42 protein-coding genes are annotated in these 26,631 nt (G+C 50.7%); 35 read left to right on the plus strand and 7 right to left on the minus strand.

Annotated elements, in window-relative coordinates:
* Positions 1–153: 153 nt before the first annotated feature.
* The 4 genes from R84865_RS00005 to R84865_RS00020 all read right to left on the minus strand — a co-directional run bounded on the left by R84865_RS00005 (position 154) and on the right by R84865_RS00020 (position 2,497).
* Complete coding sequence (locus R84865_RS00005; RefSeq protein ID WP_435638494.1) at positions 154–351, minus strand: hypothetical protein; 198 nt, start codon at positions 349–351, stop codon at positions 154–156.
* 482 nt (positions 352–833) lie between these two features.
* Entirely contained in the window at positions 834–1,544 is a 711-nt protein-coding gene (locus R84865_RS00010; RefSeq protein WP_435638224.1) for a hypothetical protein, read from the minus strand.
* The gene (locus tag R84865_RS00015) at positions 1,537–1,824 is read right to left on the minus strand and encodes a hypothetical protein (protein ID WP_435638223.1); all 288 of its coding nucleotides are present in this window, start codon (positions 1,822–1,824) and stop codon (positions 1,537–1,539) included. The genes R84865_RS00010 and R84865_RS00015 overlap by 8 nt, the downstream gene beginning before the upstream one ends.
* Positions 1,825–1,837: 13 nt before the next feature.
* Complete coding sequence (locus R84865_RS00020; RefSeq protein ID WP_435638222.1) at positions 1,838–2,497, minus strand: XRE family transcriptional regulator; 660 nt, start codon at positions 2,495–2,497, stop codon at positions 1,838–1,840.
* 87 nt (positions 2,498–2,584) lie between these two features.
* Here R84865_RS00020 and R84865_RS00025 point away from each other — a divergent pair, with 87 nt between their 5' ends.
* The 3 genes from R84865_RS00025 to R84865_RS00035 are packed head-to-tail and all read left to right on the plus strand — an operon-like array spanning position 2,585 to position 3,680.
* Positions 2,585–2,800, plus strand: coding sequence for a YdaS family helix-turn-helix protein (locus R84865_RS00025; RefSeq protein WP_435638221.1), 216 nt, complete (start codon positions 2,585–2,587; stop codon positions 2,798–2,800).
* Between the two features lie 35 nt (positions 2,801–2,835).
* A complete protein-coding gene (locus tag R84865_RS00030) occupies positions 2,836–3,423 on the plus strand; it encodes a DUF8585 domain-containing protein (RefSeq protein ID WP_494337622.1) in 588 nt (195 codons plus the stop codon).
* Between the two features lie 8 nt (positions 3,424–3,431).
* Entirely contained in the window at positions 3,432–3,680 is a 249-nt protein-coding gene (locus tag R84865_RS00035; protein WP_435638496.1) for a hypothetical protein, read from the plus strand.
* On the opposite strand, the gene R84865_RS00040 is transcribed toward R84865_RS00035, so the two are convergent.
* Positions 3,681–3,872 carry a hypothetical protein gene (locus R84865_RS00040; protein ID WP_435638497.1) on the minus strand — a complete coding sequence of 64 codons (192 nt, stop codon included), beginning with the start codon at positions 3,870–3,872 and terminating at the stop codon, positions 3,681–3,683.
* A 134-nt stretch (positions 3,873–4,006) separates the two neighbouring features.
* Between R84865_RS00040 and R84865_RS00045 the strand changes: the two genes are divergently transcribed.
* From R84865_RS00045 to R84865_RS00190, 30 genes are all read left to right on the plus strand, one after another.
* The gene (locus tag R84865_RS00045; protein ID WP_435638498.1) at positions 4,007–4,897 is read left to right on the plus strand and encodes a replication protein; all 891 of its coding nucleotides are present in this window, start codon (positions 4,007–4,009) and stop codon (positions 4,895–4,897) included.
* Entirely contained in the window at positions 4,897–6,294 is a 1,398-nt protein-coding gene (dnaB, locus tag R84865_RS00050; RefSeq protein WP_435638282.1) for a replicative DNA helicase, read from the plus strand. The genes R84865_RS00045 and dnaB overlap by 1 nt, the downstream gene beginning before the upstream one ends.
* Before the next feature lie 157 nt (positions 6,295–6,451).
* Positions 6,452–6,655, plus strand: coding sequence for a hypothetical protein (locus R84865_RS00055; protein WP_435638499.1), 204 nt, complete (start codon positions 6,452–6,454; stop codon positions 6,653–6,655).
* A gap of 226 nt (positions 6,656–6,881) precedes the next feature.
* Positions 6,882–7,136, plus strand: a complete 255-nt coding sequence (locus R84865_RS00060; protein WP_435638500.1) for a hypothetical protein — start codon at positions 6,882–6,884, stop codon at positions 7,134–7,136.
* Complete coding sequence (locus R84865_RS00065) at positions 7,133–7,630, plus strand: hypothetical protein (protein ID WP_435638501.1); 498 nt, start codon at positions 7,133–7,135, stop codon at positions 7,628–7,630. Before R84865_RS00060 ends, R84865_RS00065 begins: the two co-directional genes overlap by 4 nt.
* The gene (locus R84865_RS00070) at positions 7,630–7,869 is read left to right on the plus strand and encodes a DUF6440 family protein (protein ID WP_435638502.1); all 240 of its coding nucleotides are present in this window, start codon (positions 7,630–7,632) and stop codon (positions 7,867–7,869) included. Before R84865_RS00065 ends, R84865_RS00070 begins: the two co-directional genes overlap by 1 nt.
* Positions 7,866–8,168, plus strand: a complete 303-nt coding sequence (locus R84865_RS00075; protein ID WP_435638503.1) for a nuclease domain-containing protein — start codon at positions 7,866–7,868, stop codon at positions 8,166–8,168. Before R84865_RS00070 ends, R84865_RS00075 begins: the two co-directional genes overlap by 4 nt.
* 172 nt (positions 8,169–8,340) lie before the next feature.
* Positions 8,341–8,715 (plus strand): RusA family crossover junction endodeoxyribonuclease, encoded by a 375-nt coding sequence (locus R84865_RS00080; protein ID WP_435638504.1) that lies wholly within the window; start codon positions 8,341–8,343, stop codon positions 8,713–8,715.
* Positions 8,712–8,966 carry a hypothetical protein gene (locus R84865_RS00085; protein WP_435638505.1) on the plus strand — a complete coding sequence of 85 codons (255 nt, stop codon included), beginning with the start codon at positions 8,712–8,714 and terminating at the stop codon, positions 8,964–8,966. The genes R84865_RS00080 and R84865_RS00085 overlap by 4 nt, the downstream gene beginning before the upstream one ends.
* A complete protein-coding gene (locus tag R84865_RS00090; RefSeq protein WP_435638506.1) occupies positions 8,963–9,538 on the plus strand; it encodes a hypothetical protein in 576 nt (191 codons plus the stop codon). The genes R84865_RS00085 and R84865_RS00090 overlap by 4 nt, the downstream gene beginning before the upstream one ends.
* A 491-nt stretch (positions 9,539–10,029) precedes the next feature.
* Positions 10,030–10,278, plus strand: coding sequence for a phage holin (locus R84865_RS00095; protein WP_435638255.1), 249 nt, complete (start codon positions 10,030–10,032; stop codon positions 10,276–10,278).
* A 10-nt stretch (positions 10,279–10,288) separates the two neighbouring features.
* Positions 10,289–10,885: a glycoside hydrolase family 108 protein gene (locus R84865_RS00100; protein WP_435638507.1), complete on the plus strand. Its 597-nt coding sequence runs from the start codon at positions 10,289–10,291 to the stop codon at positions 10,883–10,885.
* Entirely contained in the window at positions 10,882–11,277 is a 396-nt protein-coding gene (locus R84865_RS00105) for a hypothetical protein (protein WP_435638508.1), read from the plus strand. The genes R84865_RS00100 and R84865_RS00105 overlap by 4 nt, the downstream gene beginning before the upstream one ends.
* A 138-nt stretch (positions 11,278–11,415) precedes the next feature.
* Positions 11,416–11,778 carry a hypothetical protein gene (locus R84865_RS00110; RefSeq protein WP_435638509.1) on the plus strand — a complete coding sequence of 121 codons (363 nt, stop codon included), beginning with the start codon at positions 11,416–11,418 and terminating at the stop codon, positions 11,776–11,778.
* Between the two features lie 106 nt (positions 11,779–11,884).
* A complete protein-coding gene (locus R84865_RS00115) occupies positions 11,885–12,379 on the plus strand; it encodes an HNH endonuclease (RefSeq protein WP_435638204.1) in 495 nt (164 codons plus the stop codon).
* A gap of 157 nt (positions 12,380–12,536) precedes the next feature.
* A complete protein-coding gene (locus R84865_RS00120) occupies positions 12,537–12,977 on the plus strand; it encodes a DNA-packaging protein (protein WP_435638510.1) in 441 nt (146 codons plus the stop codon).
* Positions 12,949–14,388, plus strand: a complete 1,440-nt coding sequence (terL, locus tag R84865_RS00125; protein ID WP_435638511.1) for a phage terminase large subunit — start codon at positions 12,949–12,951, stop codon at positions 14,386–14,388. The genes R84865_RS00120 and terL overlap by 29 nt, the downstream gene beginning before the upstream one ends.
* 8 nt (positions 14,389–14,396) lie before the next feature.
* Positions 14,397–15,653, plus strand: coding sequence for a phage portal protein (locus R84865_RS00130; protein ID WP_435638201.1), 1,257 nt, complete (start codon positions 14,397–14,399; stop codon positions 15,651–15,653).
* Positions 15,622–16,521 (plus strand): phage head morphogenesis protein, encoded by a 900-nt coding sequence (locus R84865_RS00135; RefSeq protein WP_435638200.1) that lies wholly within the window; start codon positions 15,622–15,624, stop codon positions 16,519–16,521. Before R84865_RS00130 ends, R84865_RS00135 begins: the two co-directional genes overlap by 32 nt.
* A 37-nt stretch (positions 16,522–16,558) precedes the next feature.
* Positions 16,559–17,632 carry a DUF2213 domain-containing protein gene (locus tag R84865_RS00140; RefSeq protein WP_435638199.1) on the plus strand — a complete coding sequence of 358 codons (1,074 nt, stop codon included), beginning with the start codon at positions 16,559–16,561 and terminating at the stop codon, positions 17,630–17,632.
* Between the two features lie 3 nt (positions 17,633–17,635).
* A complete protein-coding gene (locus R84865_RS00145) occupies positions 17,636–18,112 on the plus strand; it encodes a structural cement protein Gp24 (RefSeq protein WP_435638198.1) in 477 nt (158 codons plus the stop codon).
* A gap of 2 nt (positions 18,113–18,114) precedes the next feature.
* Positions 18,115–19,080, plus strand: a complete 966-nt coding sequence (locus tag R84865_RS00150) for a DUF2184 domain-containing protein (protein WP_435638197.1) — start codon at positions 18,115–18,117, stop codon at positions 19,078–19,080.
* A gap of 202 nt (positions 19,081–19,282) precedes the next feature.
* Positions 19,283–19,696: a hypothetical protein gene (locus tag R84865_RS00155; protein WP_435638196.1), complete on the plus strand. Its 414-nt coding sequence runs from the start codon at positions 19,283–19,285 to the stop codon at positions 19,694–19,696.
* Entirely contained in the window at positions 19,686–20,057 is a 372-nt protein-coding gene (locus R84865_RS00160) for a hypothetical protein (protein WP_435638195.1), read from the plus strand. The genes R84865_RS00155 and R84865_RS00160 overlap by 11 nt, the downstream gene beginning before the upstream one ends.
* Positions 20,030–20,431 (plus strand): HK97-gp10 family putative phage morphogenesis protein, encoded by a 402-nt coding sequence (locus tag R84865_RS00165; protein WP_435638512.1) that lies wholly within the window; start codon positions 20,030–20,032, stop codon positions 20,429–20,431. Before R84865_RS00160 ends, R84865_RS00165 begins: the two co-directional genes overlap by 28 nt.
* Positions 20,432–20,433: 2 nt before the next feature.
* Complete coding sequence (locus R84865_RS00170) at positions 20,434–20,892, plus strand: hypothetical protein (RefSeq protein WP_435638193.1); 459 nt, start codon at positions 20,434–20,436, stop codon at positions 20,890–20,892.
* Positions 20,893–20,957: 65 nt separating this feature from the next.
* A complete protein-coding gene (locus R84865_RS00175) occupies positions 20,958–21,950 on the plus strand; it encodes a phage tail tube protein (RefSeq protein ID WP_435638192.1) in 993 nt (330 codons plus the stop codon).
* 163 nt (positions 21,951–22,113) lie between these two features.
* Complete coding sequence (locus R84865_RS00180) at positions 22,114–22,698, plus strand: KilA-N domain-containing protein (protein ID WP_435638191.1); 585 nt, start codon at positions 22,114–22,116, stop codon at positions 22,696–22,698.
* Positions 22,695–23,225: a hypothetical protein gene (locus tag R84865_RS00185; RefSeq protein ID WP_435638190.1), complete on the plus strand. Its 531-nt coding sequence runs from the start codon at positions 22,695–22,697 to the stop codon at positions 23,223–23,225. Before R84865_RS00180 ends, R84865_RS00185 begins: the two co-directional genes overlap by 4 nt.
* 60 nt (positions 23,226–23,285) lie before the next feature.
* Entirely contained in the window at positions 23,286–23,747 is a 462-nt protein-coding gene (locus R84865_RS00190) for a phage-derived protein YdaY family protein (protein WP_435638189.1), read from the plus strand.
* Between the two features lie 596 nt (positions 23,748–24,343).
* Here the strand turns inward: R84865_RS00190 and R84865_RS00195 are convergent.
* Complete coding sequence (locus R84865_RS00195; RefSeq protein ID WP_435638188.1) at positions 24,344–25,330, minus strand: KilA-N domain-containing protein; 987 nt, start codon at positions 25,328–25,330, stop codon at positions 24,344–24,346.
* 73 nt (positions 25,331–25,403) lie between these two features.
* On the minus strand, positions 25,404–25,556 hold the full coding sequence (locus R84865_RS00200) for a hypothetical protein (protein WP_435638187.1): 153 nt from the start codon (positions 25,554–25,556) through the stop codon (positions 25,404–25,406).
* A 102-nt stretch (positions 25,557–25,658) separates the two neighbouring features.
* Between R84865_RS00200 and R84865_RS00205 the strand changes: the two genes are divergently transcribed.
* Complete coding sequence (locus tag R84865_RS00205; RefSeq protein WP_435638186.1) at positions 25,659–25,889, plus strand: Arc family DNA-binding protein; 231 nt, start codon at positions 25,659–25,661, stop codon at positions 25,887–25,889.
* A gap of 84 nt (positions 25,890–25,973) precedes the next feature.
* Positions 25,974–26,447 carry a hypothetical protein gene (locus tag R84865_RS00210; RefSeq protein ID WP_435638185.1) on the plus strand — a complete coding sequence of 158 codons (474 nt, stop codon included), beginning with the start codon at positions 25,974–25,976 and terminating at the stop codon, positions 26,445–26,447.
* Positions 26,448–26,631 lie beyond the last annotated feature (184 nt).

A 26,631-nucleotide genomic window follows, 5' to 3' on the forward strand; every position in this document is an offset into this window, starting at 1 on the left:
CAGCCAAGAGTCGAACTTGCTAATCACAGACTAATAAATATCTATCAGTCATAGCGACGTAACCGGTTCTGCTTATCCCGATTCCCACCAGATAACGCCCTGATGGGGCGGATAATTTTGTTTATCCAAACAACAGCTTATTGGTTACTCAGGCTAAAGATGTTGCTTGGTATCTTCCGAGGAAGAAATAATCTCTTCATAGCCCTCCATCGCTTTACCTAAAGCCTTGTAAGCGAGTCGCATATTTTCTTCAGCGGCTTTTTTGTTTCTTCTGTACTCTCCTAGATTTTCCAATATCTCTATGGTTAGCACTGTTGCTCTTGGCGTCATTCCGCCTTTTCCCATTTCCATCTCACACCTCCTTTTATCATCGAGATAGACCGCTCAGCGCTAATCCCTGAGTGACGTGCCCTAGCTACGTATTCGGCCCATCTCGATGCCCACTGGATAACCAATGGGCGGGTATTCTTTTACACGCATGCCGGCATCGCTCTCTGCCGCTCCGCCCGCTGGTTACGACCGGAATCAATCATTTATGTGCCTGCTAGGCTACATGCGCTCGTCCGCATCATATGGATGCGTCCGCCACCTGTTATAGCCGGTGGTGCTAATCCGTATTGTTAGAGAGCTGGTGTTGCGTCGCTGTGTTGCCGCGATGGGTTAACTGTATGCCAATGCGCATATATATGTCAATGCGATATGGCATATTTTTTCTCGAGGGAAAAATATTGACCACGGGTAGGGCAGCTTCAGGTGGGATCAATCAGAGCGGCAGGGCGCAGGCAAAAGAAAACCCGCCACGTTGGGCGGGTCGAGATAGCTGTATGGTTGGGCTATTTCTTACTATCTTGCTGATTTAGGTGCTGCTGGATAGCGTGGATGGACGTTTCAATACTACTCATTCGGTCATCTATTTTTTCTTGCCGAGCATCTTGGCGGTCTATGCTCTGACGCATCCAGCTTCCTTGCTCAGAAACGGTTGATTGGAAAGAGCTCACGGCTACGCCAACTAAACCAGCCACACCGAAAATGATGGCAAGCGATGAAGTAATAGCAGTTGTAATAACTGTTGAACGAGTGCTCTTGTTGTCGGCACGCATCTCTGACAATGCTGAATCGAGATGATCTTTATCTTCTTTGCGTTGAGCTGAGAAGCGTTCATCTGCCTCTTTGCACTGACGCTCCATACGGGATTCAGCTTCTTGGCGCTGTTTATCCATGCGCGCCTCAGCCTCAGCAGTACGCCTTGCATAGCGTTCTTCTGATTCAGACTGTCTGCGCTCGTAACGGGCATCAGCTTGCTCATTCCACCGCTGAAAATCCGATAGGCGACGGTCAAGCGAGTTCTCGATAGATGAGCCCACATCCTCAATATTTCGATTCAATTTCTCACCCGATAGATTTTTAGAAATTTCAATTTCCCGAAAATCAACGAGAGTTGAATGAGAAAAATTGAAATTTTCACTATGAAATTCTTTTTTTATCGGTTCGTCAACATTGAAGTTCCTTGCGATAGGAAGCTTGACCACGTTGCTGTCATTCACCAACGTTCTCTCTCTTGGCGCTTTCATCAACAAGATTTATCAGGAATTGACCGAGGCTTCTAGCGGACTCTTTCGTGATTTTTACTGTGCCAATATCCATTTTTACTGGTATGTGAGTGACTTCTAAATCCATACCTTCTGGCTTAGGCATTGCCGAATCAATTGAAAAGCAAATTATGATAGAATCTGCTGTTGCAATACAGTTGAAACTATCCGGAGAAGCAGCAAAGTAGCTTTGCAACTGTTTATTTGGCGGCGTGAAGCTAATCCATTGTGTCATTACGCATCTCCATTTACAAAATCCCCCCTCGCCAACAGACCTTGCCCAATATTGGAGCCTGTAACGAATTCAAATTTTCTACTCGCTCATTTTCGAAGCTGGCGTTGTCGCTAACGATCTCCCATTCGCCGGAGAACCGCTGCACAAGGCGTTTTACGCTGATACTGAAGTCTGGCCTTTGGATAGCATAGATACGCCCGCTGGCAGGCTCTTTGTCATGGATATCGATCAGCAGCATGTCGCCATCAGCGATGCTGGGCATCATGCTCTCACCATCCGCACGAATCAGGCGAAGGTTGTGTTCCTTTAGTCTGAACCGCTGCATCCATTCCCGACGGAAAGCGAGAGTGCTTTGCTCTTCAACATGGGAGTTTTCGTAACCTACACCGGCAGCAGCTTTGGCAGACAGCACAGGGATGAAGGCGTATTCGTCATTTTGCATGTGATCGGCTACTTGGGCAGTATCACCAAGCATTGAGCCTATCTCTTCTGCCAGCCATTCTGGACGTACGCCTGTGATTCGAGCAAACGTGACAGTGTACACCGATCCGGCGTGCTTACCTCTCTCTAGCTTTGAGATAACGGATTGGTCGATGTTTGACCTTTCTGCCAGTTGGCCTTGAGTCAATCCGGCATGTGACCTTGCCGCTTTCAATCTTTCTGAATATTCCATAGAGCGTTTTATATGCGTAGCGGCATATTGTTGCAAATGACTATTCGCATGTAATATAGTATGCCAAAACGCATAAGGAGAATGGGTATGAACGTTTTTACCCGCCTTGTTGAACGTTTCGAAACTCAAGAGCGCTTGGCGGAAGCCATCGGGGTTAGTCAGCCGAATGTTTCCAAGTGGGTGAGGGGTAAGCAAGGCATGGCTCCTGAAATAGCTCGTCGAGTAGAACGCTTAACAAATGGCGATTTTACCGCTGCTGAACTCTGTCCCCGCGTATTCGGTGACGAGCCCTACGCCGCCTAACACGACCAGATTAAGAGAGAAAAGAACGCATGCCTATGTCCGAGGATAGACACCCCAGCAGAGATGCTTGCCTACGTGATGCGCTTAATCAGCTTCGCGAGCAGCGGAACGTCAGTCTTGAGAAGTTTGGTCGATTACTGAACGGCTTGTCTCACTCGCTGTGCCCGTCTAAGACCGCCGACATGCCTTGTCTAGCATCTTTCACGGTCGTTAACGATGAGTATGACAACGCGCTGATGAGCTGGAATAAGCGTGTTCAAAGGTGGAGCACTGGCGCTGTGGAATTTCCCGCATGGCTTGAAGAGCCGTGGGTAATGGCGCTTGAAGAGCTAGGCGATACGTCTACACGTCAGGCGCTGGTCAACCGCCACAACATGATCGGTGTTCAGGTCCCATGCGCTGAATGCGTTCATAGCTCCGGCTTCACGTCGTTAGGAATTGTCGGCGGTGCGATGGGCGACGTTGTGAAGACCATGGCGAAGATGATGGATGACGGCGTGCTGGATGCTAACGATGCGCCATTGGCTGCTGAATATTTCGATCACCTTAAGCGTGCTGCTGCTGCTCTGGCGGCAAGCGGAATGCTGGTGAGTAAAGAAGTGCTGGGAAAGACCATTCAATAGGAGGCGAGATGAGCGAAATATCAAAATCAGCGCTAAGTCTATCCGAAATTGCGAAGGCAGCTGACGTTCTGGCGAAGGAAATTCTAACGAGTAATCCAAGCCCTGAGGGTGTGGAAGCCTACAAAGCCGCTGTTCTTCAGCTCAAAGAAGAGGGTAAGCCAGCGGTTATCGGGATCAAACATCTAAGCAGGAAAGAGGCAATTGATGCCGTGGAGAAAATCCTAGACGGCATCAAAAGGGGAATTTATCGAATTTGATCAGGATTTGTTGTCGATGCGCCATTTGTGAACAAATTCACGTATTAGCTCATGAGTGAGCATGGCTCCTCTGACGATTGGCTCTATATCGACTCGACCATCAATTATCTCTTTTGATTGTGGCGAGCTAACTAGAGCAAGGAGAAGCTCTTTCGAGAACTGTTCGTCTTCTGAAGACAATGAAATTGTCATGCCGACCTCCTGTGGTCGTTGAGTGTGGAAACAAAACGATAGCACAGGGCATAGGTCGGCACCCTACATAAACCAAAGCCCCGGCAAATGACTGGGAAGGTCGGGCCGAGGCTTTACAACAGAGCGAGTTAAGTATGAGCAATACCGCTGAGATTTACAAGTTTCCCGATAGAAAGGGCGAGTCACCCAAGGTGGCCAAGTTGGAAGATGGCTATGTAAGAACAGCTACGGCGATTGTGGAGGCCTTAGAACGTGCTCCGCTGACTAGTCGTGAAGCAAGGGTCATCCGGACCATAGAAAGACTTACATACGGCTGGCAGAAGCCGGACGCACGCATCTCTGCCGAAACAATTGCGGAACGTACAGGTTTAAGCGAGACCAATGCGTCGGCGGCGCTCAACTCACTTATCCGTAAGTGTGTCGTTATTCGAATTGGCGGAAGTCGTTCGCCGGTGAAGATCAATAAACAAGTCGACCAGTGGGATTTCTCCGCTCAAAAAAGCCGAGTTACTCCAAACTGTAAATCAAAAACAAAATGGAGTGAGTCAATCCAAGATGGATACGTTGAACCTATCCAAAATGGAGAAGCATATAAAGATAAGAAAGATATAAATACTTCTCCTAACGGAGAAGAGCCGATTTCGTCCGAAATCAGCGAGCAAGCCGAGCCTGAAAAACAATCACCGAAATACCCCGACTGCCCACACGACAAAATTCTAGACCTATGGGCCGACATCATGACCGACAAGCGACAGCATGCTCGCGGCATGTGGTCTGGCAGTAAGCGTGCCAAGGCGTTGGCGTCTCGCTGGAAACAGGGTTTCAAGATCAAGCACGACGCCACCGGCCAATATCTCTACACCGATGCCGAGACCGGCGTTGAATGGTGGGGACGATTCTTCAAGTTCCTGCGCAAATCGACGTTTCTCATGGCGGACAACAATTGGTTTGACCTCGAGTGGGTTTGCAAGCGTGAAAACTTCGAAAAAATCATGGAGCTGAAATATCACGGGGACGCTCGCTAATGACTCGCCAACTCTATTCAACCGAAGCTGAACAGTCCGTAATCGGTGCTGCGCTGCTGAACAGTAAAGTGATCGACTCTCTGATCGGGATTATCAGCCACGCAGATTTTTACCATCTGGAAAACGCGGTCATCTGGTCGGCCATCGTCGAGCTTTCAACGTCAGGAAAGCGCGTTGATGTGATAACGCTAAACGACCTGCTGGAGGACCGGGGGCAGGCTAAGGATTGCGGCGGGCTGGCATATATCGCCGAAATTTCCCGCAACACGCCGACCGCATCCAATGCGGAAGCCTATGCAAGCGTAGTGGCTGAGAAAGCTCGCCTTCGCCGCTTGATGGCTTCGCTTGATCAACTGCATTCCGAGGTGGTCGAGTCTAACGATACCGCGGCCAATCTGGTCGATACCGCGCAATCTCGACTGCTGGGAATCATCGATCGGAATGATTCGCAAGGTGCTGTCGCTATTGGCGAAATTCTGGGCGACATGATCGATATGTTGGATCGCAGATTCAATGGCGAGGAATCTCCGATGGGTGTTTCTTTTGGCCTCTCCGAGTTAGACAAGATGACGATGGGGGCGAAGCCTGGCGAACTTATTGTTATTGCGGGTCGCCCTGCGATGGGTAAGACGGCGTTCATGCTTAACATCATCCGTTCCGCGCTAAAGAGTGGTCTACCAACCCTGACGTTTTCTATGGAAATGAGCAAAGAGGCTCTGCGTGATCGTATGACGGCTGCCGTTGGCGACGTTTTCATGCAGGCCATCAAAGACCCGCAAGCCTATGAGCATTATTTGAGTAATGGCGGCTGGGACAAAATCGGTGCAGCAGTCGCTCTGCTAAAGAGCTCAAGCATCGTCATTGATGACAGAGCCGCACTCACGCCTGCCCAGATTCGCGGCGCATGCAAGCGGTGGAAACAAAAAATGGGCGGCCTATCGCTTATCACCATTGACTACCTGCAACTGATGCGTCCAGACATCAAAAGCGACAATCGGGAGCAGCAAGTCGCCAGCATGAGCCGTGCAATGAAAGAGCTGGCTAAAGAAATGCAGTGCCCAGTAATTCTGTTATCCCAACTCAACAGAGGGCTTGAAAACCGTAGCAACAAGCGACCGATGATGTCGGACCTCCGCGAGTCAGGTGCCATTGAGCAAGACGCCGACCTGATTCTGTTCCCGTTCCGAGAAGAGGTTTACCAGAAAGACGATCAGCGTCTCAAGGGAATTGCGGAGATCATCATCGGTAAGCAGCGAGAAGGCGCCACGGGAAGCGTGGTCGTAGGTACGGAACTAGCGAAGATGCAGTTCAATGACCTTGATTATCAAAAGCTACAGCAGCTTCACGACTACAGCAATGATCGCCCCAAAGGCCGTTCAGCGATGGCGGAGATTTAACAATGAAAATTACAAGAGAACATAAGCGCTGGCTTTCTGATAACGGGTTTAACGTGATCGCTGTTTTTAGACATGAAGTTGTAGCTCAAACCGTTATGGGAGAGAGCTACAGATTCACAAAAGCGGCGCTCGATGAACGAGTGGGGAGGGTGTAGACATGACCATCATCCAAAACATCATCCTCAGACACTTAGGCACCTACGAATCAGCCCATATCAACGAGCTGGCATCGGTCGTAAACGCCAACACGTATCGCCACCACACGAACGACGAAATCATTTCTGAGCTGATGGGGCTGGTGTTTGCGAATCTTGTGGCTACTGAGGATAGCTACGTGTGGCTAGTGAGGGCAGCGGCATGAAATACGACTACTGCAATGCAACGGAAATCGCTGCCCGTCTACCGCACCTCATGCCGATGAGCGGAATGCCTATATCAGCTGAGTCAATCAGGGAACAGCTCGCCCCTATTACGGAAAAACGCCCTAGCGATAGCCTAATTATCGACGCTGTACATAAGGTGCGCGAGAGAGGATTAGGCGTAGAGATTAAAAGGATGGGCGGTCAATTGTTCGTTAGGAGGCTGGTGTGAACGCGCGTAATAAAAAACAGTGGACTGATGATGAGGTTAATACGCTGATTCGTTTGCGTGATGCGGGCATCCAGCGCAAAGAGATTGCCGAGGTGCTAGACCGCTCGGTTAATTCCGTTCATCAGAAAATCATCAATTTAGATATTTCTGGGCGTAAGAAAGAGAAGGTGGCTAATGCGGCGTACAGATCGAATCTGACTAGCGACATCGAACGCGCATCTTCTGAATGGCTGAAGAGGGCGATTGTATGAGTAAGCGTCAGCCAGTCTATTTCCGTGCGGTGAAAGTTCGTGACGCTGATGGAAATTTCATCTCGGCTTTTGTGCCGGCCAGCGCTACTGACGCTAACACCATTCGTGAACGTGGCGTGAGTATTGGTGCTGTGGTTCGAGCAGATCTTACTAAGAACCGAAACATTGAGTTCCACCGGCTCGCACATGCCATCGGCGGGTTATGTGTCCAGCACATTGAGGCATTCGAAGGAATGACTCATCACAAGGCACTGAAGAAGCTACAGCAGGATTCTGGCATTCAGTGCGATGTCACCATAACCGAGATTCCAGGTTTTGGGATTCTTGAAAGCAGGCAGCCGAAGTCGATGGCATTCGATGCGATGGACCAGACAGAATTTTTCACGATGATAACCGAATTGTGCCAGTACATCGCCCGAACCTATTGGCCGACTATGACGGGTGAACAGGTCGAGGACATGGCACAGGCAATGGTGCAGGAGAGGGCGGCGTAATGGATAACTGGTTTATTAATGGCTTCAGTTTTATGGGTGGAGCATCAACATTTGCGGCTTTGGTGCTGATCGTTGCATCGCTGTTTAACCATCATGACAGCACTGATGAATTGGGTTCCCGTAGCGGTGTGAAGATAGTCACCGACGCGAAAACCGGAATGCAGTATCTGCGCACGTCCGGTGGCGGGATTACTCCGCGCGTTGATGCTGACGGCAAGCAATTGAGGACCGAGCGATGAGGGTTATCAGCAAAGCCCTGCGCAACTCTGCCCGCGGCAAAAACTGCACGCTGCGACTGCCAGGCTGCAATCACAATCCCGAGACAACCGTGCTGGCGCATTTACCGACAGGTGTGGGCGGAATGGGGATGAAGAGCCCAGATAATCTTGCTGTCTATGCCTGCTGGTCATGCCATGACCGGCTCGACTCACGCACAAAAGGCGCAGAGATTGATTGGCGAGACATCACTAGGGCACTGGCAGAAACACAGCAACAGTGGATTGAAGAAGGGCTGATGAAGATCAAGGGGGTGGCGTGATGGTCGATCAGGCTATTACTGAACACGTCGCATGGGGAGTTACTCAAGACATCCATTTTGTATGGGAAATGAAGCAGGGGAAAGACGGCCACCTTATCCCTTTACGTGATGCTACCTATGCGCGAGCGCGTTCAGTTGTGATGCATGACAGGACATTGAGGGGCATTACCCCATGATCCAGCTATTCGTCCCCTGGCTAGGCCCAAGCCTCAACTCGATCTACGCAGGCATCCATTGGGCTAAACGGAAGAAACACGCTGACGCAGCTCATTGGGCGGTGAAAGAGGCGGTGGTTGATGCTGGATTGCCACGTATTGATAGCCCCGTTGGACTGTCATTCACGCCAGTGCTGGGAAAGGGTAAGAGGGCTCTGGATTGTTCCAACTACGGCTACGCGGTAAAGCTGCTTGAAGATGGGCTTGTGCGGGCCGGTGTGCTCATCGATGACACAAATCAATACGTAGTAGCGACATGTACAACAACGCCGGTACGCGGCAATACAACGGGAATGATCATTCAAATTGAGATTCAGGAGGCAGCCGCATGAAAGTCTACGCCGTTAAGTATTGTGACTGTATTTATGAATCTGCGTTTGAAACGGTGAGTATTCACCTAACCATGCTTGGTGCCGCGAAATCCATGAACAAATTAAAGCGGAAGAAATTCAACGAAATTGAAGAAAGAATTGCTTTAACTAATCGCCCCCCAATCAGAGCAAGCATTGAAGGTCGGATTGATCGCATAAGTGAAGAAGCGATGGACGCGTTTTACTATGAAGTGATGGAGGTTCAGGCATGAGCGCTATTCCTAAAGAGCTGGAAGTGCTCGACTTTTCGCGCATGCCTCTTCATGAGGTAAAGCGGTATGCGTACGGCGAAACTAGATACGCAGATGAGGCGCGCTCTCAGCTTGTCGAGAGGATTATCGACCTTGATCTTCAATACCGAGAAGATGGTATGGAGCGCGGGCGCGGATGGTCTAGTATTTCACCCACGGAGCTGATCGGGCAGCCGATTGGCGGGGGAGTGAAGGGCGATCAGATGGCGACCGCATACGAAAAGGGCATCCGCTCCGAGAGCGATCACGATTGGGCGCATAGAATATTGGAATCTCTGCCGCCACGGCGCATGGCTGCACTATTGATTTCTCGTAGGAAGCGGCTTCCCAATCGGTATGACGCGGCTAACGATTCGATCAGGGACGTTTGGTGCCGTGAGTATGAAGAAATTCTGCCTTGGGTGAATCAATATTGCCGCTTGCTAGGAATGAAGCCGGAGAAGATTGCGAAGGTGTCGTTTAAAGATGTGGAAGCATTAAAAAATTCAGCAAGACAAGCAAGGGCTGAAATATTGCTGGCTCTTAGTGTTTGAAAAAATAACCCAAGGTGGTAATATATTTCTATGCTGGCGTGAGTTACATACTGAGCCAGCGCAAAGTTCATCTGACAGTAGGCGCACTGGTTCTCCTCAACAGTTCCGCATTGCCCCAAACTCAGTGGACAGGCTGCAATATCGGTCCCTATCCCCGCATGTTGCAGCCACCTATTCAAAGCCTCGCCTAGTGCGGGGCTTTTTTACGAGTTCATTGCGCGCACAAAGTATTCAGCCTCGATGAACGCTAAGGCAAGAAAAGCTACGCATATACCTGTTATCCACCACCATCTCTTGAGTATCCCCACAATGCTCAGAATGATGGCCAATGGAACGGTATAGATTCCGTATAGCATCACACCGTATATAAAGATAAACGCCAAGACATTGGCCGCCGCTTCCAAGATTGTTTGCAATTGATTCTCCACGTCATCTGCATACGTATACAACCATACTAGATCAAAACAGAATCCGCTGGGAGAGCCAGCCTAATGATTGTTATGCCACACAAAGCCTCGACGGCCGCGAGCTATTGCACGTCAGGCGTGCTGGCGTGCGGCGGCATTCTAAGTAACGTATTTCACACAGTAGAGCAGTACATCGACTGGGGTACGGTGTCAGCTATCGCTGGCATCCTGATAGGCCTCGCTACGTTTTGGGTAAATAAGCGCAATCAGCGTAAGCGCACTCAGGCCTATATAGACGCCTTGCAGAAAGGCGTTATCACGCCACCGAAATAAGGAGCCTGCCTTGAAGCACGTTAAGAAGACGGCGGCCGTTGCTGCGGCAATCATCGCGTCGGTGGTGGGGGTTGAAGGCGGCTACGTAGACGATCCAAGCGATCCCGGTGGCAAGACCAATCATGGTATTACCGAGAAAGTAGCTCGCCAGCATGGCTATCAGGGCAATATGCGCGATCTGACCGTTAGCCAAGCGGATAAAATCTACTATCAGGATTACATCGAGAAACCCGGTTTCGGGCCGTTCCTCGACATCCAGCCTGCCGTCGCACACAAGCTAATCGATGCCGGCGTCAACACTGGGCCTGCTAATGCATCGCGCTGGCTACAGCGCTCGTTAAACGCGCTGAACCGAGGCGGCAAGGATTACGCCAACATTAGCGTAGACGGGAAAGTAGGACCAGCAACTATCGGCGCATACCAGTCTCTCGCAAAGCGAAGAGGCGACGTTAAGGCGTGCGAGATGACGATTAAGCTACTGGACGCACAGCAGGCCGGGTATTACGCAAGTCTTAACACGTCAGACACCTATCTTCCGGGCTGGACAGATAACCGCGTTGGCAACGTACCGCTCGAATGGTGCTCGCACTATCCGGTGGCGCAATGAGCAGATACATCTACGTCCCACTGATCGTGCTGATCGCGACACTCGCATACGGCTGTTGGCACTACCGGGGTGCGGCAGCAGAATGGCAGACCGCATCCAAGCAACAGCAACACCGGGCCGAGACAGCCGAATCTGCCAACGACACCCTGGCCACAGTAAACGCCACTCTCAACGCCCGTAACAACTCTCTAGTGGAATCACTCAATGCACGCAGCAACGAACTGGCAGCCCAGCAGAGGCGTGCCGACGCGAACAGATCAGCTTACCGGAAGGCACTGGCTGGCAATCGTGATTGGGCTTCTGAGCCTGTACCTGATGCTGTCGCTCGCAGCCTGCGCACCGCAACCGGTGTACAAGACAGTGCCAGCGCCGCTGGTACAGATTCCCGCTGAGTTAACGCAGCCGCTCGAGCGGCCCAACTGCCTGTTTCACTCAAACGCTAATCTAGGCGACTGCATATTGCAGCAGGCGGGAGTTATCGAGCGTGCTGAAGCTGACAGAGCGGCAATCAGACGTATATTGGAGAGGCAATGACTTACATAATCTCAACATTGTGGATTGCTCTGACTAGCGTCGGACTCCTAATGGACGATCCTGCATTCAACATTGCCGTAGCCAGCACTATCCTTATCGTCGCGATCCTTATCGCCGCTGCACTGCTGTTCACCGCAGCCATAGGTGTAAAGCGATACGACGCTATCCAATCAATTCCCCGTCGTAATGTAGTGCTGAGATGGATTAGCACGATTGTTGATTGCTCCCCTGGTATCGCTATCGCGAGCATCGGCCATCCAGTGTTAGGCGCGGCTTATCTCTGCCTATATGGAGCCGTTATAGCAATCACTGGGCTTTGTAAGGCGATAGCCGAGAACGAATCTGCGGATAAGCAATGATGCGCGATGAAGACGATGTGCTTTATCACGAAGACTGGGGATATTGAGCAATAATCTGCCTACCAATCGCGCTTAAAAATTAACATGGTAGTTATTGGGGGTATCTATGAATAAAAAGATAACTCCCAAGCAAAGAGCTATAGATTCTCTCGCTGACGAAAATTTTAACGATCTACTTAAGCTCAGATATGCGCAACTTACTTCTCATGAAAGGTCCGGAATAGAGGAAAGGATTAGTAATAGAGAAGTCATTATCGACAAAATTGAAGAAGGGAAGGTTGATTTCTTATCGTTCGATTGCAATCGAAGAATAAAAGAGGAATCGATAAAACCTGGCCCACCTTTCAAGATGAGCAAGAAAAGGTTTCATCAGTCAAAAGAATGGGCTGAGCTACGCTATCAAGCGTTGCAAAAGTATGAAAGAAAATGTGCATGCTGCGGCCTTGGGCCCGAACAAGGCGTTGCTATTGAGGTTGATCACATCAAGCCAGTCAAAAAGTATCCAGAGTTAAAGCTTGATATCAACAACCTTCAGATTTTGTGCAGGATGTGTAACCGAGGGAAAAGCCATCGAGATTGCATCGATTATAGAGTTGCATAAGAACTTACAGGAAATTGCGCATTGCCACAGAGCAAAGCACCCCATACCCCCCATGCCGTATCACCAACGCAAGCAAAAGCGCGAGAAGCAGCAGCGAGAGGTAGCTGAAAAGCTGTGGCGGCGATGGCGATCTACGAACATAGTTAAGGAATAAACAATGGCGACTACGACGAAGAAAGGTCGCCCAACCAAGGTGGTAGTGCCTAAACGCACAACCAAGGCAAAAGAATACTTGGCGGGCGGCTATCAGGACCAAGGTGATGCCGTCCCGTCGGCAGCTGGTCTTGCTTGCTACCTGGGCGTATCCCGGAAGACGGTTTACAACTGGGGGAATGAAGATGAGTCATTTTTACACATATTAGACACGATTCAGGCGACACAAGAGCGTTTACTTCTTTCCGGTGGGCTCACCAACGCCATGAACGCCACTATCGTAAAGCTCATGCTAGGCAAACATGGCTACAGCGAAAAGGCCGAAGTCGATAACAAATCTAGCGACGGCAGCATGACGCCTAAACCTGCTCTCGATGTATCTAAACTCTCAACCTCGGCATTGGAGGAGCTTTTGAATGCGCAAGGCTCCGACGATCACGCATGAAGACCTGCTAAGCGCTGAAAGAGAGCTGTGTAGCCGATCGTTATCGGCATTCGTGAGAAGAGCATGGCCGGTTCTTGAGCCTGGTCAGCCTTACATCCACGGTTGGCATGTTGACGCTATATGCGAGCATCTTGAGGCGATTACACGCGGTGAGATAAATCGCCTTCTGATCAACATCCCGCCAGGAACGATGAAATCCACGCTAACAAGCGTTTTTTGGCCCGCGTGGGAGTGGGGGGCGAAAGGGCTTCCGCATACAAAAATGATTGGTGCATCTCACGAGCAGGGGCTGGCTATTCGTGACACGCGCAAGATGCGCAACCTGGTCAAGTCAGAGTGGTATCAACGACTCTGGCCTATCACGTTCACCAGCGATCAGAACCAGAAAACCTTCTACGAAAACGATAGCACTGGATTCAGGCAGGCGTGTGCAGTTGCATCAATGACTGGGCGCCGTGGTGATCGCGTAGTGTGGGATGACCCGCACTCTGTTGAGGCTGCTTTATCTGACGCTCACCGTGAAACGGCACTGCGCGTGTTTCAAGAGACACTTCCAACTCGCCTGAATAATCCTGATCGATCAGCCATCGTGATTGTCATGCAGCGCCTGCATGAGAATGACGTGAGCGGGTACATCCTAGAGAACGATCTGGGGTATGAGCATTTGTGCTTGCCGATGGAGTTTGAACCAGAGCGACGCTGCTCAACATCACTTGGTTTTACTGACCCGCGTAAGGAAGATGGCGAGTTGCTATTCCCTGATCGTTTCTCACGCGAAACTGTCGAGCGTGATAAGAAAGTGATGGGCGCGCTGGCAACGGCAGGACAGTTTCAACAGCGTCCAGCGCCTCGCGGCGGAGCTTTCTTCGAATGGCAAAGCGTGGGATATGTGGATGCTGCGCCGAAACTAACCAAGGTTGTTCGTTTTTGGGATAAAGCAGGCACCGATGGCGGCGGTGCTTACACCGCTGGCGTGAAAATAGGTGCAGGCGTAGACGGTAATTTCTACATTCTCGACGTTGTGCGCGGCCAGTGGTCAGCGGCGATGCGTGAAAAGACAATCAGAGCGACCGCTGAGGGTGATGGCCGCCTTGTTAGCCACTGGATTGAACAAGAGCCAGGTTCAGGCGGGAAGGAGTCAGCCGAGGCTACCATTCGCAACCTCGCAGGATTCTCAATAAAAGCCGAGCGGCCCACAGGCGATAAGGCTGTGCGCGCCGAGCCATTATCTGTGCAGGTAGAATCCGGGAATGTATTTCTTGTCCGCGCCGAATGGAATCAGGCATTCATTGATGAGATGAAAACATTCCCCGTCGGGAAGTATAAAGACCAGATCGACGCCGCCGGTGGCGCGTTCACCAAGGTCGCCACTGAAGATTACGCAAAACGCTTCGCCTTATTATCGAGCTAGGAGTAGATATGCCTACTTACAATCAGGACGGGTATCGCTCCGCCGTGCTCGGTGAACGGCGAGATAACCGTTTCATTTATAATCATAGTGCCGTATATGCACGCGGCGGTATTGCCGCACGTATCATCGATAAGCCTGCTGACGATGCGATGGGGCGAGGTATTATTCTTGATGGGGATGAGGACAATGCCGTAAGCAATGAGCTTGAGCGTCTTAAATTTTGCTCGCGTGTGGCCGATGCGCTCCGGTGGTCGCGCCTTGATGGCGGCTCGGCACTTCTGGTTTTGACCGATACAGGTCAACTTTCAGAAGAAATGCCGGAAAATATTGGTGAAATTACAGAACTCAAGGTCATTGAACGATATCAGCTTTCCGTGGCTCCAGGCGGCTACTACAGCGACCCCAATCAAGGTAATTTCGGTCAACCTGAAACCTATCAGATCACCTTAAGCGGTACCGGCACTGGCATTCGCCCCTCATTCTACGTTCATGAATCGCGCCTTTTACCTGTATACGGTTTACCGCTGCCTGGAGCACAGCGATCGACGCTAAATACACCATGGATGGGTAGATCAGCGGCGAATGATGCTTTTCGCACCGTAGAGCAATACGAGCGTTCGCTGATGCTGTCCCTTGAGACCCTAAAACGTAAGCAGCAGGCAGTGCATAAAATGGCCGGCCTTGCTCAGTTGATCGAGAGCGGTCAGGAAGCGGCGGTAAGGCAACGAGTAGACCTAGTGGACGAAGTGCGCTCGTTGATGAATGGCGTCGCCATCGATGCAGAAGACGATTACAACGTCTACGACCTCAACGTTTCAGGATTGAAAGACGTTATTGGTGAATTCCAAGTCGCTGTGTCAGCTGCAACGGGCATTCCAGTTACAGTGCTTTTCGGACGTTCCGTTGCCGGTCTCAACAGCACAGGTCAGCACGATTTAGAGAGTTATTACGACCTGTGCGAGGGCTTGCAACGTAATTCAGTACAACCCGCGCTTGAACGGTTGATTAATATTATCGGGCGTCAACGGTCAGTAAACTTGCCCGATAAGCTGGAAATCAAGTGGCCGTCGCTTTGGACGCCAACGGATGATGAGAAAGCCGCTACCGAGCTTAAAGAACAGCAAGCCAATCAGGCGGAGGCCACGGCTATCAATACGCTAATCGATACCGGCGCATTATCTGAACGTCAGGCACAAGATTATCTTGTATCGCAAGGAAAGTATGGACTGACCAATGAACAAATGGCGACATCCACGAGCGATTGAAAGTGAGTATGTTCGCTCACTTCGAAAGATTGCCCGCGAGCTACGCCATCAGGTTAATGAGCAGCTTATTCCTGAGATAAGCCGAATTCATGACATGGCGAAGGGGCGAGATGATGCCGTAGAAGAGGGCGATCAGGATGACACTTCGTGGTCGGGCATTCTCGCAGCCATACTGCTGGCGATACTCGGTAGCGTCAAGCGCAGCCCGTCTTATATTGTGGTGATAGGTATTCCGGCGGCCAGCAATGAGGCGATGGGTGGAAATACTACGCCTAAGAGTGTCGAATCAATCCTGGGTAATACACCTTCCAACGGGCGAGCCGGAGATTCCATAGCGGAATATGCTGACCGAGTGAATGTCTTTAACCTTCGGCAAATGAAGCGCGCCATCAAAGCAGAATACGGCAATGATGAGGAATATGCGCAAAGGGAATCCTTGGCAGGCTTGCTGAAGGCATGGGAGCGCGAGAATCTATCGCTGATTCGATCAATACCCGATGACTATGTAACGAGGCTGCAAGGCTCGATTACTCGCGCCGTCAACCAAGGCATGGATGTAAGGGAGCTTCGCGACCTGATTAAGTCTACCTACGATCAGCCCGATCATCGCGCCCAGCTTATTGCGGAAGATCAGATCGGTAAACTCAACGCCAATTTAACGCGCTACCGCCAACAGAAAGCTGGAGTTAGGGAGTACAAGTGGCGTGGAGTGCTCGACAACCGCGAACGGTATGTTCACAAAGAGCGCGAGGGCCGAACATTCAAGTGGAAAGAGCCACCCTACGATGGTCACCCCGGGCAACCAATTCGCTGCCGTTGCTGGGCAGAACCTGTGTGGCCTGACCGTGACAACGTAAAACTTAACTAACCGCCTTCTGGGCGGTTTTCTGTTATTGGAGGCGCGTATGAGCGTCACACGCTACGACCGTTCTCCGGTGAAAGCCAAATTTACCGAGGATGGATATTTAGAAGACTCGCCTGTGCTTACTCGCACGGGCGTTTTCGTTTACAGGGATGGGAAGGGCGGCATCCGGCGTGAGCTTCGACATCCTGACGACGTGTTCAAGGCTGACTCCCTCGCCAGCTATAAGAACAAGCCGATTACTAAAGGCCATCCAGGCAAGGTCAATGCCGATAACCTTAAATCCCACCACATCGGAACGATAACGTCAGTAGGCAGGCAGGACGGGGACAACATAGTTGCCGACTCCGTGATTCACGATCCTCGGGTTATTAAGCAGGACGGATGGAAAGAGCTGTCGGTCGGATATTCGGTAGACCTTATTCCCGAATCGGGCGAATACAACGGTGAGAAGTACGACTCTCGCCAAACTAACATCCGCGTCAACCATGTAGCGGTTGTGCCAGAAGGGCGGGCGGGAAACTCCCGCCTAAATCTCGATGCGGCAGATGCCGTGGAATTTCAAGAAGACGACAAAGAAGGAGGCAAATCAATGCCACAAATTCGTCTCGATAACGGCATCAGTTATGACGCCGCAGAGGAAGTGGTGCAGGCGCACGAAAAATTGCGCTCGGACCATGCAGAAACCGTTAAAGCGCTAGAAGTAGAGAAAGCGCGCGCCGATGCCGCTGAGGCTGATAAGAAAAAGCTGGAAGACGAGCGAGAAAAGCTCAAACAAGACGCACGAGAAGAAGCCCGTGCCCGTATTGAGCTAGAAGCAACGGCGAAAGAACACAAGGTAGAAATCAAGCAAGACAGCACTGACCGCGCCATCAAAGAGGGTGTCATTAAGGCCATCCGTGGCGACTCAGTCGATATGTCTGGCAAATCAGACGACTACGTTTCCGCCGCCTTTGACTTTGCTATCGAAAACAGCGCAAAGCAGCGTAGCGATGCCGCAGATCAGCGTATCACGGTCAATCAGCCCCGCAATGATTCGGTGGCGCCTGAAAAAACTGCTCAATCTTCACGCGAAACAATGATCGCGCGTCTGCGCGGCGAAAAACTGGAGGCTTAATCAATGGCTATCTATCAAATGCAACGGGCCTTCGCTGGTCTCAAAGCGGATGCGGGCTTTGATCGCGTCGAATCTTACCCTGCTGGTGGCGACGTGCCATTTGGCGTTGTGCTGACTGCTGATAATGATGACATCGCCAGTGCTGGCGGAAGTGGTCGCATTATTGGTGTATCTCTGCACACACATACTCGTCCCAATGCCTACAAGCAGTATGACTGTATTTCCACGCTAACCCGTGGCTGGGCGTGGGCAAAGGTGGCGGAAGGTCAGAACGTTACCAAGGGCGGCCCAATTCAGTTCAACGATGCGGGCGAAGTTGGCGATTCAGCCGGTACCGCTTATCCCAATGCGCTCTTCAAAGGCGATGCGTATACGACTCCTGATGGCGATGTGATCGTTGAAGTCGAGCTTCACGCGCCGACCGCAACACCTTCCGCCTCTGGTGGCACTGATACACAAACTGGCAGCAACGGAGAATAACGATGCCCACACAACACATGCACTACGATGAGCGCGATCTCGAAGCGGTGATGACGGCCCGTCATGGGCTAGGCATCATGCGTGAAGACGAAGGCATCTTCCTTGCCCGCCAGCTTGATTACGTCAAGTCGCGCATCTATGAAACGCTCACGCCGCAACTGACCGGCTTGCAGCTTGTACCGGTATCAACAGAAGTGCCAGCGTGGGCCGATTCTTTCACTTCGCGCACTTACGATGAAGTGGGTATCGCTAAATTCATCTCGAATTATGCCGATGATCTTCCCCGCGTTGACGTGGCGGGTAAAGAAACTACCCAAACGCTGAAATCTCTGGGTGACTCTTACGGCTACAGCATCGATGAATTGCGGCTTGCTCAGGCAATGGGAACCGATCTTCCTGCAATGAAAGGTCGCGTTGCGCGCCGTGCCATTGATCAGAAGATTAATCGCGTGGCACTGGTGGGCGATTCTGCCTATGGATTTTACGGCATCACCAATCATCCGAACATCGGTGAGACAGCCGTGAATGGTGATTGGACAGCAGAGGGTACGACCGGCCAGCAGATTCTTGACGATCTGTTCAACCTGTACGATGCCGTGACAATCCAATCATACGATAATCACGTGCCCAATACGCTGGCAATAGCGCCTACCCGGCGATCAGCGCTTTACCGCAAGAGCGTCAATCCCGCGACTGGTACATTTGAAAGCGTATGGTCGCGGTTCTCTTCGCAATATCCGGGCGTTACCTTGGTGGCGGCTACCGAGCTTGAGCCAGACGGTGATCGCGAATCAGTGGCGATCATGTACGAGCGCAACGTAGACAACATGTCTATCGAGATTCCGCGCCCGTTTGAGCAGTTGCCCGCTGAAAAGCGCAACCTTGAAATGGTGATTGATTGTCTCGCCAAGTGTTCCGGTGTTGTCGTATATCGCCCGCTATCCATCACCAAAGCGGTAGGGGTGTGATATGGCGAAATACATTAACCAAACGGCAAGCGTCGTCGTAGTGTCGGGAGTCGTAGTACCCCCGCGCAATCCAGTTGAGCTTGACGATAAAGCGCCTGGGATTAATCGTCTCCTGAAGCGAGAAGTGCTGAAGAAGGTTGACGGGCGCGTAAAGCAATAACCAACGGGGCCACTGTGCCCCGTCCTATTTTCAGAGGTCGCCATGACTGAGTATGTATCTGTTGCTGATGTTGATAAGGCGCTTGGAGATGAATGGGCGAACGATAGCGACAAGCCCTTATTCGTCGCGCTGGTCAACGCTTATATCTCTAATCAGCATCTGAACATTCCGTCGCCTACCCCCGAAGTGGTGGTTCAAGCTGCGGTGGTGCTGGCTAAAGCGGCATCTAGTGGCGATCTGTATGCTCAAACTACTGAGGGAGCGCTTATCCATGAGCGTGCCGAGGCGGGCGATGTGATGGCCGAGTTAAATTACGCTGCGCCATCAACGCTTCTTGATGCCAGCCGACAGCTACCGCAATGGGAGCAGATCGTGCAGGCGCTGCTTGGGCAATTCAAAGGAACTACCGGCTCTATCACTGTTGGATATGGGGGAGGTCGTCGCTGTGGCTGTTAAAACGGGCTCGCGTGATCGCGTGCAGTCATTGCTCGGTCGCGCATTCGATCGATCAAACCTGCTGCAAGACGCGGTGGAAGATTTTGTTGCGATCAGGACGACGAATGGTACTTATGACCCCGTTACAGGCAACGTGTCACCTAGCAATGAAGAGTTCACTGGAAGGTGGGCGCGAACGTCATTCAGTCTGAAAGATCGTGAAACGCTCGATATTCAAGGCACGGATATCAAGCGCGTTATCCTTCAGAATGAATCTGATTGGCATCCGAGGATTAACGATAGAGTGGGAAGCTATCGCGTGATCCAAGCGTGGCAAGATGGCTTTAAGGCATCGTGGACGGTTCAGTTGAGGGAAAACTAATGGCTGGATGGAGTAAAAAGCCTACGGCGTTTGTTGGTACGGTCAGAGCCGATGTTGAAGCGTTTGCGGTAAGCAAGGCCGATCAGGCGGCGCGAGACGTTATCTATAAAGCGCCGATGGATACCAGCCGGTTTTTATCCAACATGAATTTCAGTGTGAATGAGCCGAATGAGAGCTTCGATGAAAATAGTCGAGACGTTACTCGAAGCCTGACGCTGGCCAACGCTAGAAGTGCTATGGCTGCCTTCAAATCCGGCGATATTTTCTATATCACTAACGTGACGCCTTACGGGAAGTATCTTGAGTTTGGCACTGAAAAAATGGATGCACGGCCAACGTTCAGGGACGCCTTCAATAAAATATCGGGTGATTGACTATGGGCTATGAAGAAATTCGCCAGCTATGCGAGATGCGGCAGGATGATTGGCCTGATAGGGTGATTTGCCCAACGGCATACGATGGCACGTCTGATTTCATGGTCATCAATCACCTTGATAACACGCCAGAGGGTGTGAGCGAGGTAGCAGATGCTATTCGAAATCGTATGCCATGGTGTCGTTTTCAGATCGAGCACACCGACAGCAGTGTTATGTCGCTTGGAAACCGTCCTTATACGCGCCGCAGGGGCGCTGTGCTGATTCAAATATTTACCCCTGATCTAACCGGTACCGCTCAAGCGGCAAAGCTCGCAGATAGCCTCTCTTGGCACTGGCAATACTGGTACCCGTGGGGATTCGAAACGCTGTCACCAGAAGTTACCCGCGTTGGTGCGAGCAATGATTGGTTTCACTGCCAAGTATGGGTGCCATGGCGAACCATGTGCTGCAGCCAATAAACAACAAATGAATAGATGCCGCCGCATGGCGGTTTTTTTATGTCTGAAATTCAGGAGAAACTATCATGTCGAGCGGTATTCAAAGAGAAACGCTATACGTAAAAGAAGATGTGCCAGGCGTTAGCCCGACCAATGCAAAACCCATCGAGCTAAAGCGCACCAGCTTTGGCCTTAATGAATCCATTGCGCGAAATGATAGTGATGAAATCGGCCGAGGCCGCATGGCTCAGCGTCAAAGCTATGGCACTGCCGATTTTAACGGCGATATTGGCACCCTGTTCCGCAAAGGGAACCTAGATGATTTCCTTGCATCAGTATTCGGTAAGGAGTGGAGCGACAACGGCCTGCTGGAAGTAGGTGACGAACGCATCACTTTCTCGATATATGACAACGATTCAGACGTTGGCGTACACAAGCTGTGGAAAGGCGAGCGCGTCAATCAGTTGCAGCTCACCATTCCCAATGATGGAGACATTACTGCTACCGTTTCGATGATGGGGCTTGGTTCAGTCGATAACGCTGGAGGCGATCCATTCTACAGCGAAGATGACGTTATCGATGCGCCAGACGGCCCTCAGTTTAGCTTCAAAAACGTGCGTAATCTGCGTATTGACGACGAAGCGCTAGAAAACGAAGACGGCACGCGAAAGGCGTGCGTAGATAACTTCAATATCACCTTCGACAACAATGCGCAGACGCAGCGCTGTATCGGAACAGGTACAGGCAACCCCGGGGCAGTAATCTTTACCCGCTTCCAAGCGACCGGAACCATCGTTATCTCTTGGTCAGCTTACGCCTACAACCTGTGGCGTAAAAATAAAGATCAGGAGTCAATCAGCTTCCAGTTCGATGTCTACAACCAAGATGGCGGTTATCGATTCTACTTCCCAATGGTTGATGTTTCCGGTGATTGGCCTGATGCAGGGGGTGAGGACATTATCCAGGTATCGCTAGATATTTCAGCGTTTGAGCAGTCGCCCACTATCCAGAAGTTAGATGGAGATGGGCAGCTGATTACCGCGCCAAATAACACAAGCGCTGATCAAGAAGCAGCGTAACTACTAAGCCCGCCTAGTGCGGGCTTTTTCATGCGCCATGCCCGGCGCGACAACCCTAGAGCCTTTCAGAAAGAGTCTTGGAGAAATGCCGGTAATAGTCGGCGGACTCTCTAGGGGCTGGCATTTCTGGGCGACAAGGCTCTTTACTCAAAGGTAATACGCAATGAGCAACGTGATTCCAATGAAATTTGAAGGCAAGTCTGTCCACTTCGACCTAAATGGCTGGATGAATGCGGCCGATATAGCCAAAGAGTTCGGGAAACGCCCGGTTGATTGGCTGCGGCAGCCGGAGACTGTCGAATACATGGTAAAGAGAGGATCAGCCCTCGGATTAAATTGTGGTCCTGAGCCACAATTGAGAATAATCAATAGCTTAGAAAGGATATCAAGTTCCTCTAGGAGCAAGCTTCTCTCGATAGCTAAAAAATCAGGGATGCTTAGAGTGGTAGCTGGGCGTAATGGCGGCACTTGGCTACATCCCAAAATGGCCGTTAAATTTGCTCGATGGCTATCGGTGGATTTCGAGATTTGGTGCGACATTCAGATTGAAAACATTCTTGAGAGTGGCACATCACTTCGAATGCAACTTGAGGATGCAATCGATGCGCTTGAGCACCAAAAAGAGCGTGGCAGTCGAGCCGGACGCGAGCTTGCAATGCATAAGCAAAGGAAGCCGCCACTTGAGCGCCGAGTGCTTTTACTCTTTGACAAAGTGCAGGGCAAGCTTCCACTGGAGGTGGTGGCATGATGAATTGGCTTACAAAAGAGCAAATAGTTGAGCGTTTCTGCTTTGGTGACGACATTATGTCATCGTGGGTAAGCCTGCCATCTCTAGCTGAAATGATTTCTCGTGCCATGGTATTGGATGGTCACGAGATCACTGAGCTTTACATATGGAATGAAGTCATCAGACCGTCAATTGAGAATGATGGTATAGATTTTTCCATCGGCGGGGATGTTCGGTATCAGATTCCGACAGTCGTTTACATGCACTATGCCGACTGGGTGGATCGCATTGGTATCTTGTTGGGGCAGATCAACGATTGCGACATTCAGCCTGAATGGACCGATAGCAACCCTTGCACGCACACTGTTGTAAAGGCCATGGCCAACGTTGCTGTTAAGGTTTCAAAGGCAGCTTCAAAGGCGTACGAGCAAGCTAATGGACACTCCATGATGGAAGTATTTGCCAAATCCCTAGAGACAGGCGAAGACTTTGATCAGTCCCGCGCTCGCTTGATCATGGAACGCCGAGGGCTTCAATCAGTTCACTAAATCAATTTGCAAGAAAATACACCGCCTTCTGGCGGTTTTTTTGTTTCTGGAGCATCAAAAATGGCACTAACACTATCCTCAAGCGCATTTATCCCCGACGCTGAAGAATGGCTCGACATTGACGATGAAACATCAATCCTAGTGCTGTCTGCTGCACTCCCTGAGTTTCAGGCGCGACTAGGATACCTAAACCGTCACACAGACGAGCTTGGTTCGAAAGCTGGGCTTGGCACGGAAACATTTGATCCTGAATCACCAGCGCTGACGTTTGATCGTACAGTTGAGTTGCAGAAGCTGATTGCCCGCCACCTGGTCAAATCATGGAAGGGCGTTAAGGACGATAAAGGGCAAGAAGCAAAAGCAACGCCAGATAACGTCATGGCACTGTTTGAAGCCTATCCCTATGTTTCCACCATGGTATGGCAGAAAGCCTCTCAGATCGCCGTAAAACTCGATCAGCAGCGGGAAGAAACCGTGGGGAAGTCCGGCAACTCGCAGAATGGCAGCAAAAACCAAAGTTAAGCGAAAAGAAACGCTGGCAGCGCGAGCAGATGGGGTTACCGATAGAAGATGACGATCCGCCGGCACACGACGCTATAGCGGGAATCATCTGCGACGCTTACGGAATCATCGCGCGGGGTCGTCAGTACATCTCTACCGGCATGGGTGCCTATCCAGCGCCGATCAGCTCAAGCCAGATAGAGGCCTACCTTGCCTTAAATACTTGCCCTGTCCCCCTCGATGAGTTTCAAGCCGCAATCTACGCCTATGACGAGATATTCATGCGTAGGTATGAGGAAGATCAGGAAAGGCAAGAGAAGGAAAGGAAGGCGAGAGAGAAAGCCAACAAATAGCGAAGCCCCCGCAGTGCTGCAAACACTCGGGGGCTTCTTGTATCCACCTTGCACGACCAAGGCAGAACATACGTGAATGATAAACCGATACTGATAAAGATCAAAGACTGGATGGAGGTCAGAATGCAATCTTCACCATTCATCAACTTCTCAGTTGGGATAGCGGTGATAATGCTGTCGTTTGGAGGGATGGTTTGGCTTAGCTCTGGTTTGATACAGACCTTGCTGGGGCATTGAAAACCCCGCCGAAGCGGGGCTGTGTGGTTAGCTGTGGTAGGTAATGGTTGCGGTGTCGCTCAATACGCTTCCAATGCCGCGCTGAAATCCGCGCAAGAAAGTGTCCATATCAGCAGTTGCATTGAACAGGCCATTCACCTCTGCAACGCAAGCATCAACGTTGTAGCCATTGCCCTGCAACTGGTTGAGAAGAGCAACAGTAGGTGACGATGACTGAACCGGCGCGTCCTTACGTAGCAACATGTCGTGATTCACGCGCAATTGATTGCTCGGCAGGTTGCTTTGGAATTTCTCAAACTGAGGGTTTTCCCTGCGCCATTGTGATACTGGATAGTGAATTTCAAGCTTGGGAGACGTGGCCTCAATCCATTCTCCCTCAAGCGGTGCCGATTCAACGGCCGCAAGCGCTTGGGTATATTTGGAATCAGGAATGTCCTTGTAGCTACCCACTTCGAATCGGCTTTTCAGGTAACGATAGATAGCCTTGTAAGCCTTGGGATGGTTAGCCTTGTCTTTGACGTTAGAGAAAACGCGAATAGCGACCTCTTTCTGGATACCATGCTGGTGGGCAGGGGTCAGAGGAGCGGGTAAAGCATCACCATTTTGGTGATGGTTCAGCTTACCCATTCGGTAGTCGAGGAATACCTGATTCACCTGCAACTGAAATTTCGGACTGATCCAGCCGGCGTAGGAAACGGCTAGGAGTTCGTGGGCAAAGGTGCCGCCGTTACCACCGCGGCGAGTTGAGATGACATCAAAGCAGGAATTCCTGCTTTCATATTCTTTAAAGCCCGAATTCGGGCTATTAGAATTCAGCTCGGATACAAGCTCTTTTGCTTGCTTGTTTTGCAGCCACATTGAAGGGCGCTTACGATTTTCAGAGCCAGAAGCTTTATGGATCGCATTCAGATTGAACCTGCCATGCTCATCAATAGCGATCTCATGACCCGCAATAACGGGAAGTGTCGATGGTTGGACGTTGCTGATAGGTGAAACGGTGATAGAATTAGTCATGTCAGTTCCTTTCGTGATGGTTTGGGTCTGATTCGAAGCCTCGGTAGTTGCTGCTACTGGGGCTTCTTCATTTCTATGCCTGCTGTTGCTCATTCTGCATTGCCTGCTCTATCAGATGGTTGACAACCCACGTCTTACTCCTGTCTTGCTTTTCTGCTTGACCGGCAAGCCATTCGCTAAGCCCTGGCTTCAGACGCAGATTGAATTGATTCTTTTGGGTTGCCACGAAAAATCCTCCATGTAGCTAAAATGAAGCAATGTGATACCAAGCAATAATCTACACTAGTGCTTTATTGACCGCAATAGCCTAGTGCTACATATTTGCTTCATGGAAAACGATACCGTGCAGATGAACCTAAAGGTTCCAGCCATCCTTCGGGATAAGCTGAAAACAGCAGCAGAGATAAATCGGCGCTCTATGACAGCGGAGCTAGTCGAAAGGCTAATGACGTCATTGGAAAATGATGATGTTGACGGGCGTTTCGAGGATTTGGAACACCGCATTTCTCACATTGAAGATATCTTGTCAGGCCATGGGTTATCTTTGCCAGACTATTAAGACTAACCTTGCATCCCGACACTCGGGGTACGATACTGCGTTACCACGCACATGCCGCTACCAACGGTAGCAAATGGAGTCATCATGCAAGTCGCTGAAAGAGAAATGGAGCAGGTAGTTAGCATGTCATTGCAACTTCCCGCTGCTTTACAGCGCGGTATAGACGAGGGCATTGCCTTCGCAGATGACGCAAGCTCGAAGTTTGACGACATAAAGGCGACCGTTGACTTTATCTTCAAAGCGGCGAAACGCTCTGGTATAGACTTCGATGATCAGGACATAGCCAATTTTGAGAAGTGGGAAGACGGTATATTAGATCGCTATCAATGGCTTATAGAGCAGTCTAATAAACCTGAGCTGGTTGCCCTTTTTGAAGATCATATTCAGGTTCGAGAATCCTTCCAGGCGTTGCTTAGTCGCATGCGGGTTACTTCCCAAAGAATTGAAAGCCTTCGTTGGTTAGTTGAAGAACAGCGGCTGTCAAAAGAGCCCAAAGGAGACGGTCGGATAGTTATGTCGCGTGGTGACGATATCTCAGGTTATCTCGGTTCCATCTAATGGTTAGGGATATCAATAGAATTATCTTCGACGAATATCCCTCTTTTCTTCGTGAGTTTAAGAAGCTTTCGCCAGCCATAAAATCTGAGGCAGCCAAAGCAATTGAAGACTTAACCGTGTTTCCTCAACCTGCGCGTCTCCGGCTTGAAAAGCTAAAGGGTCTAAAGAATCCAGACATCTATAC

The organism is Carnimonas bestiolae, from assembly GCF_051251145.1.
GTDB lineage: Bacteria > Pseudomonadota > Gammaproteobacteria > Pseudomonadales > Halomonadaceae > Carnimonas > Carnimonas bestiolae.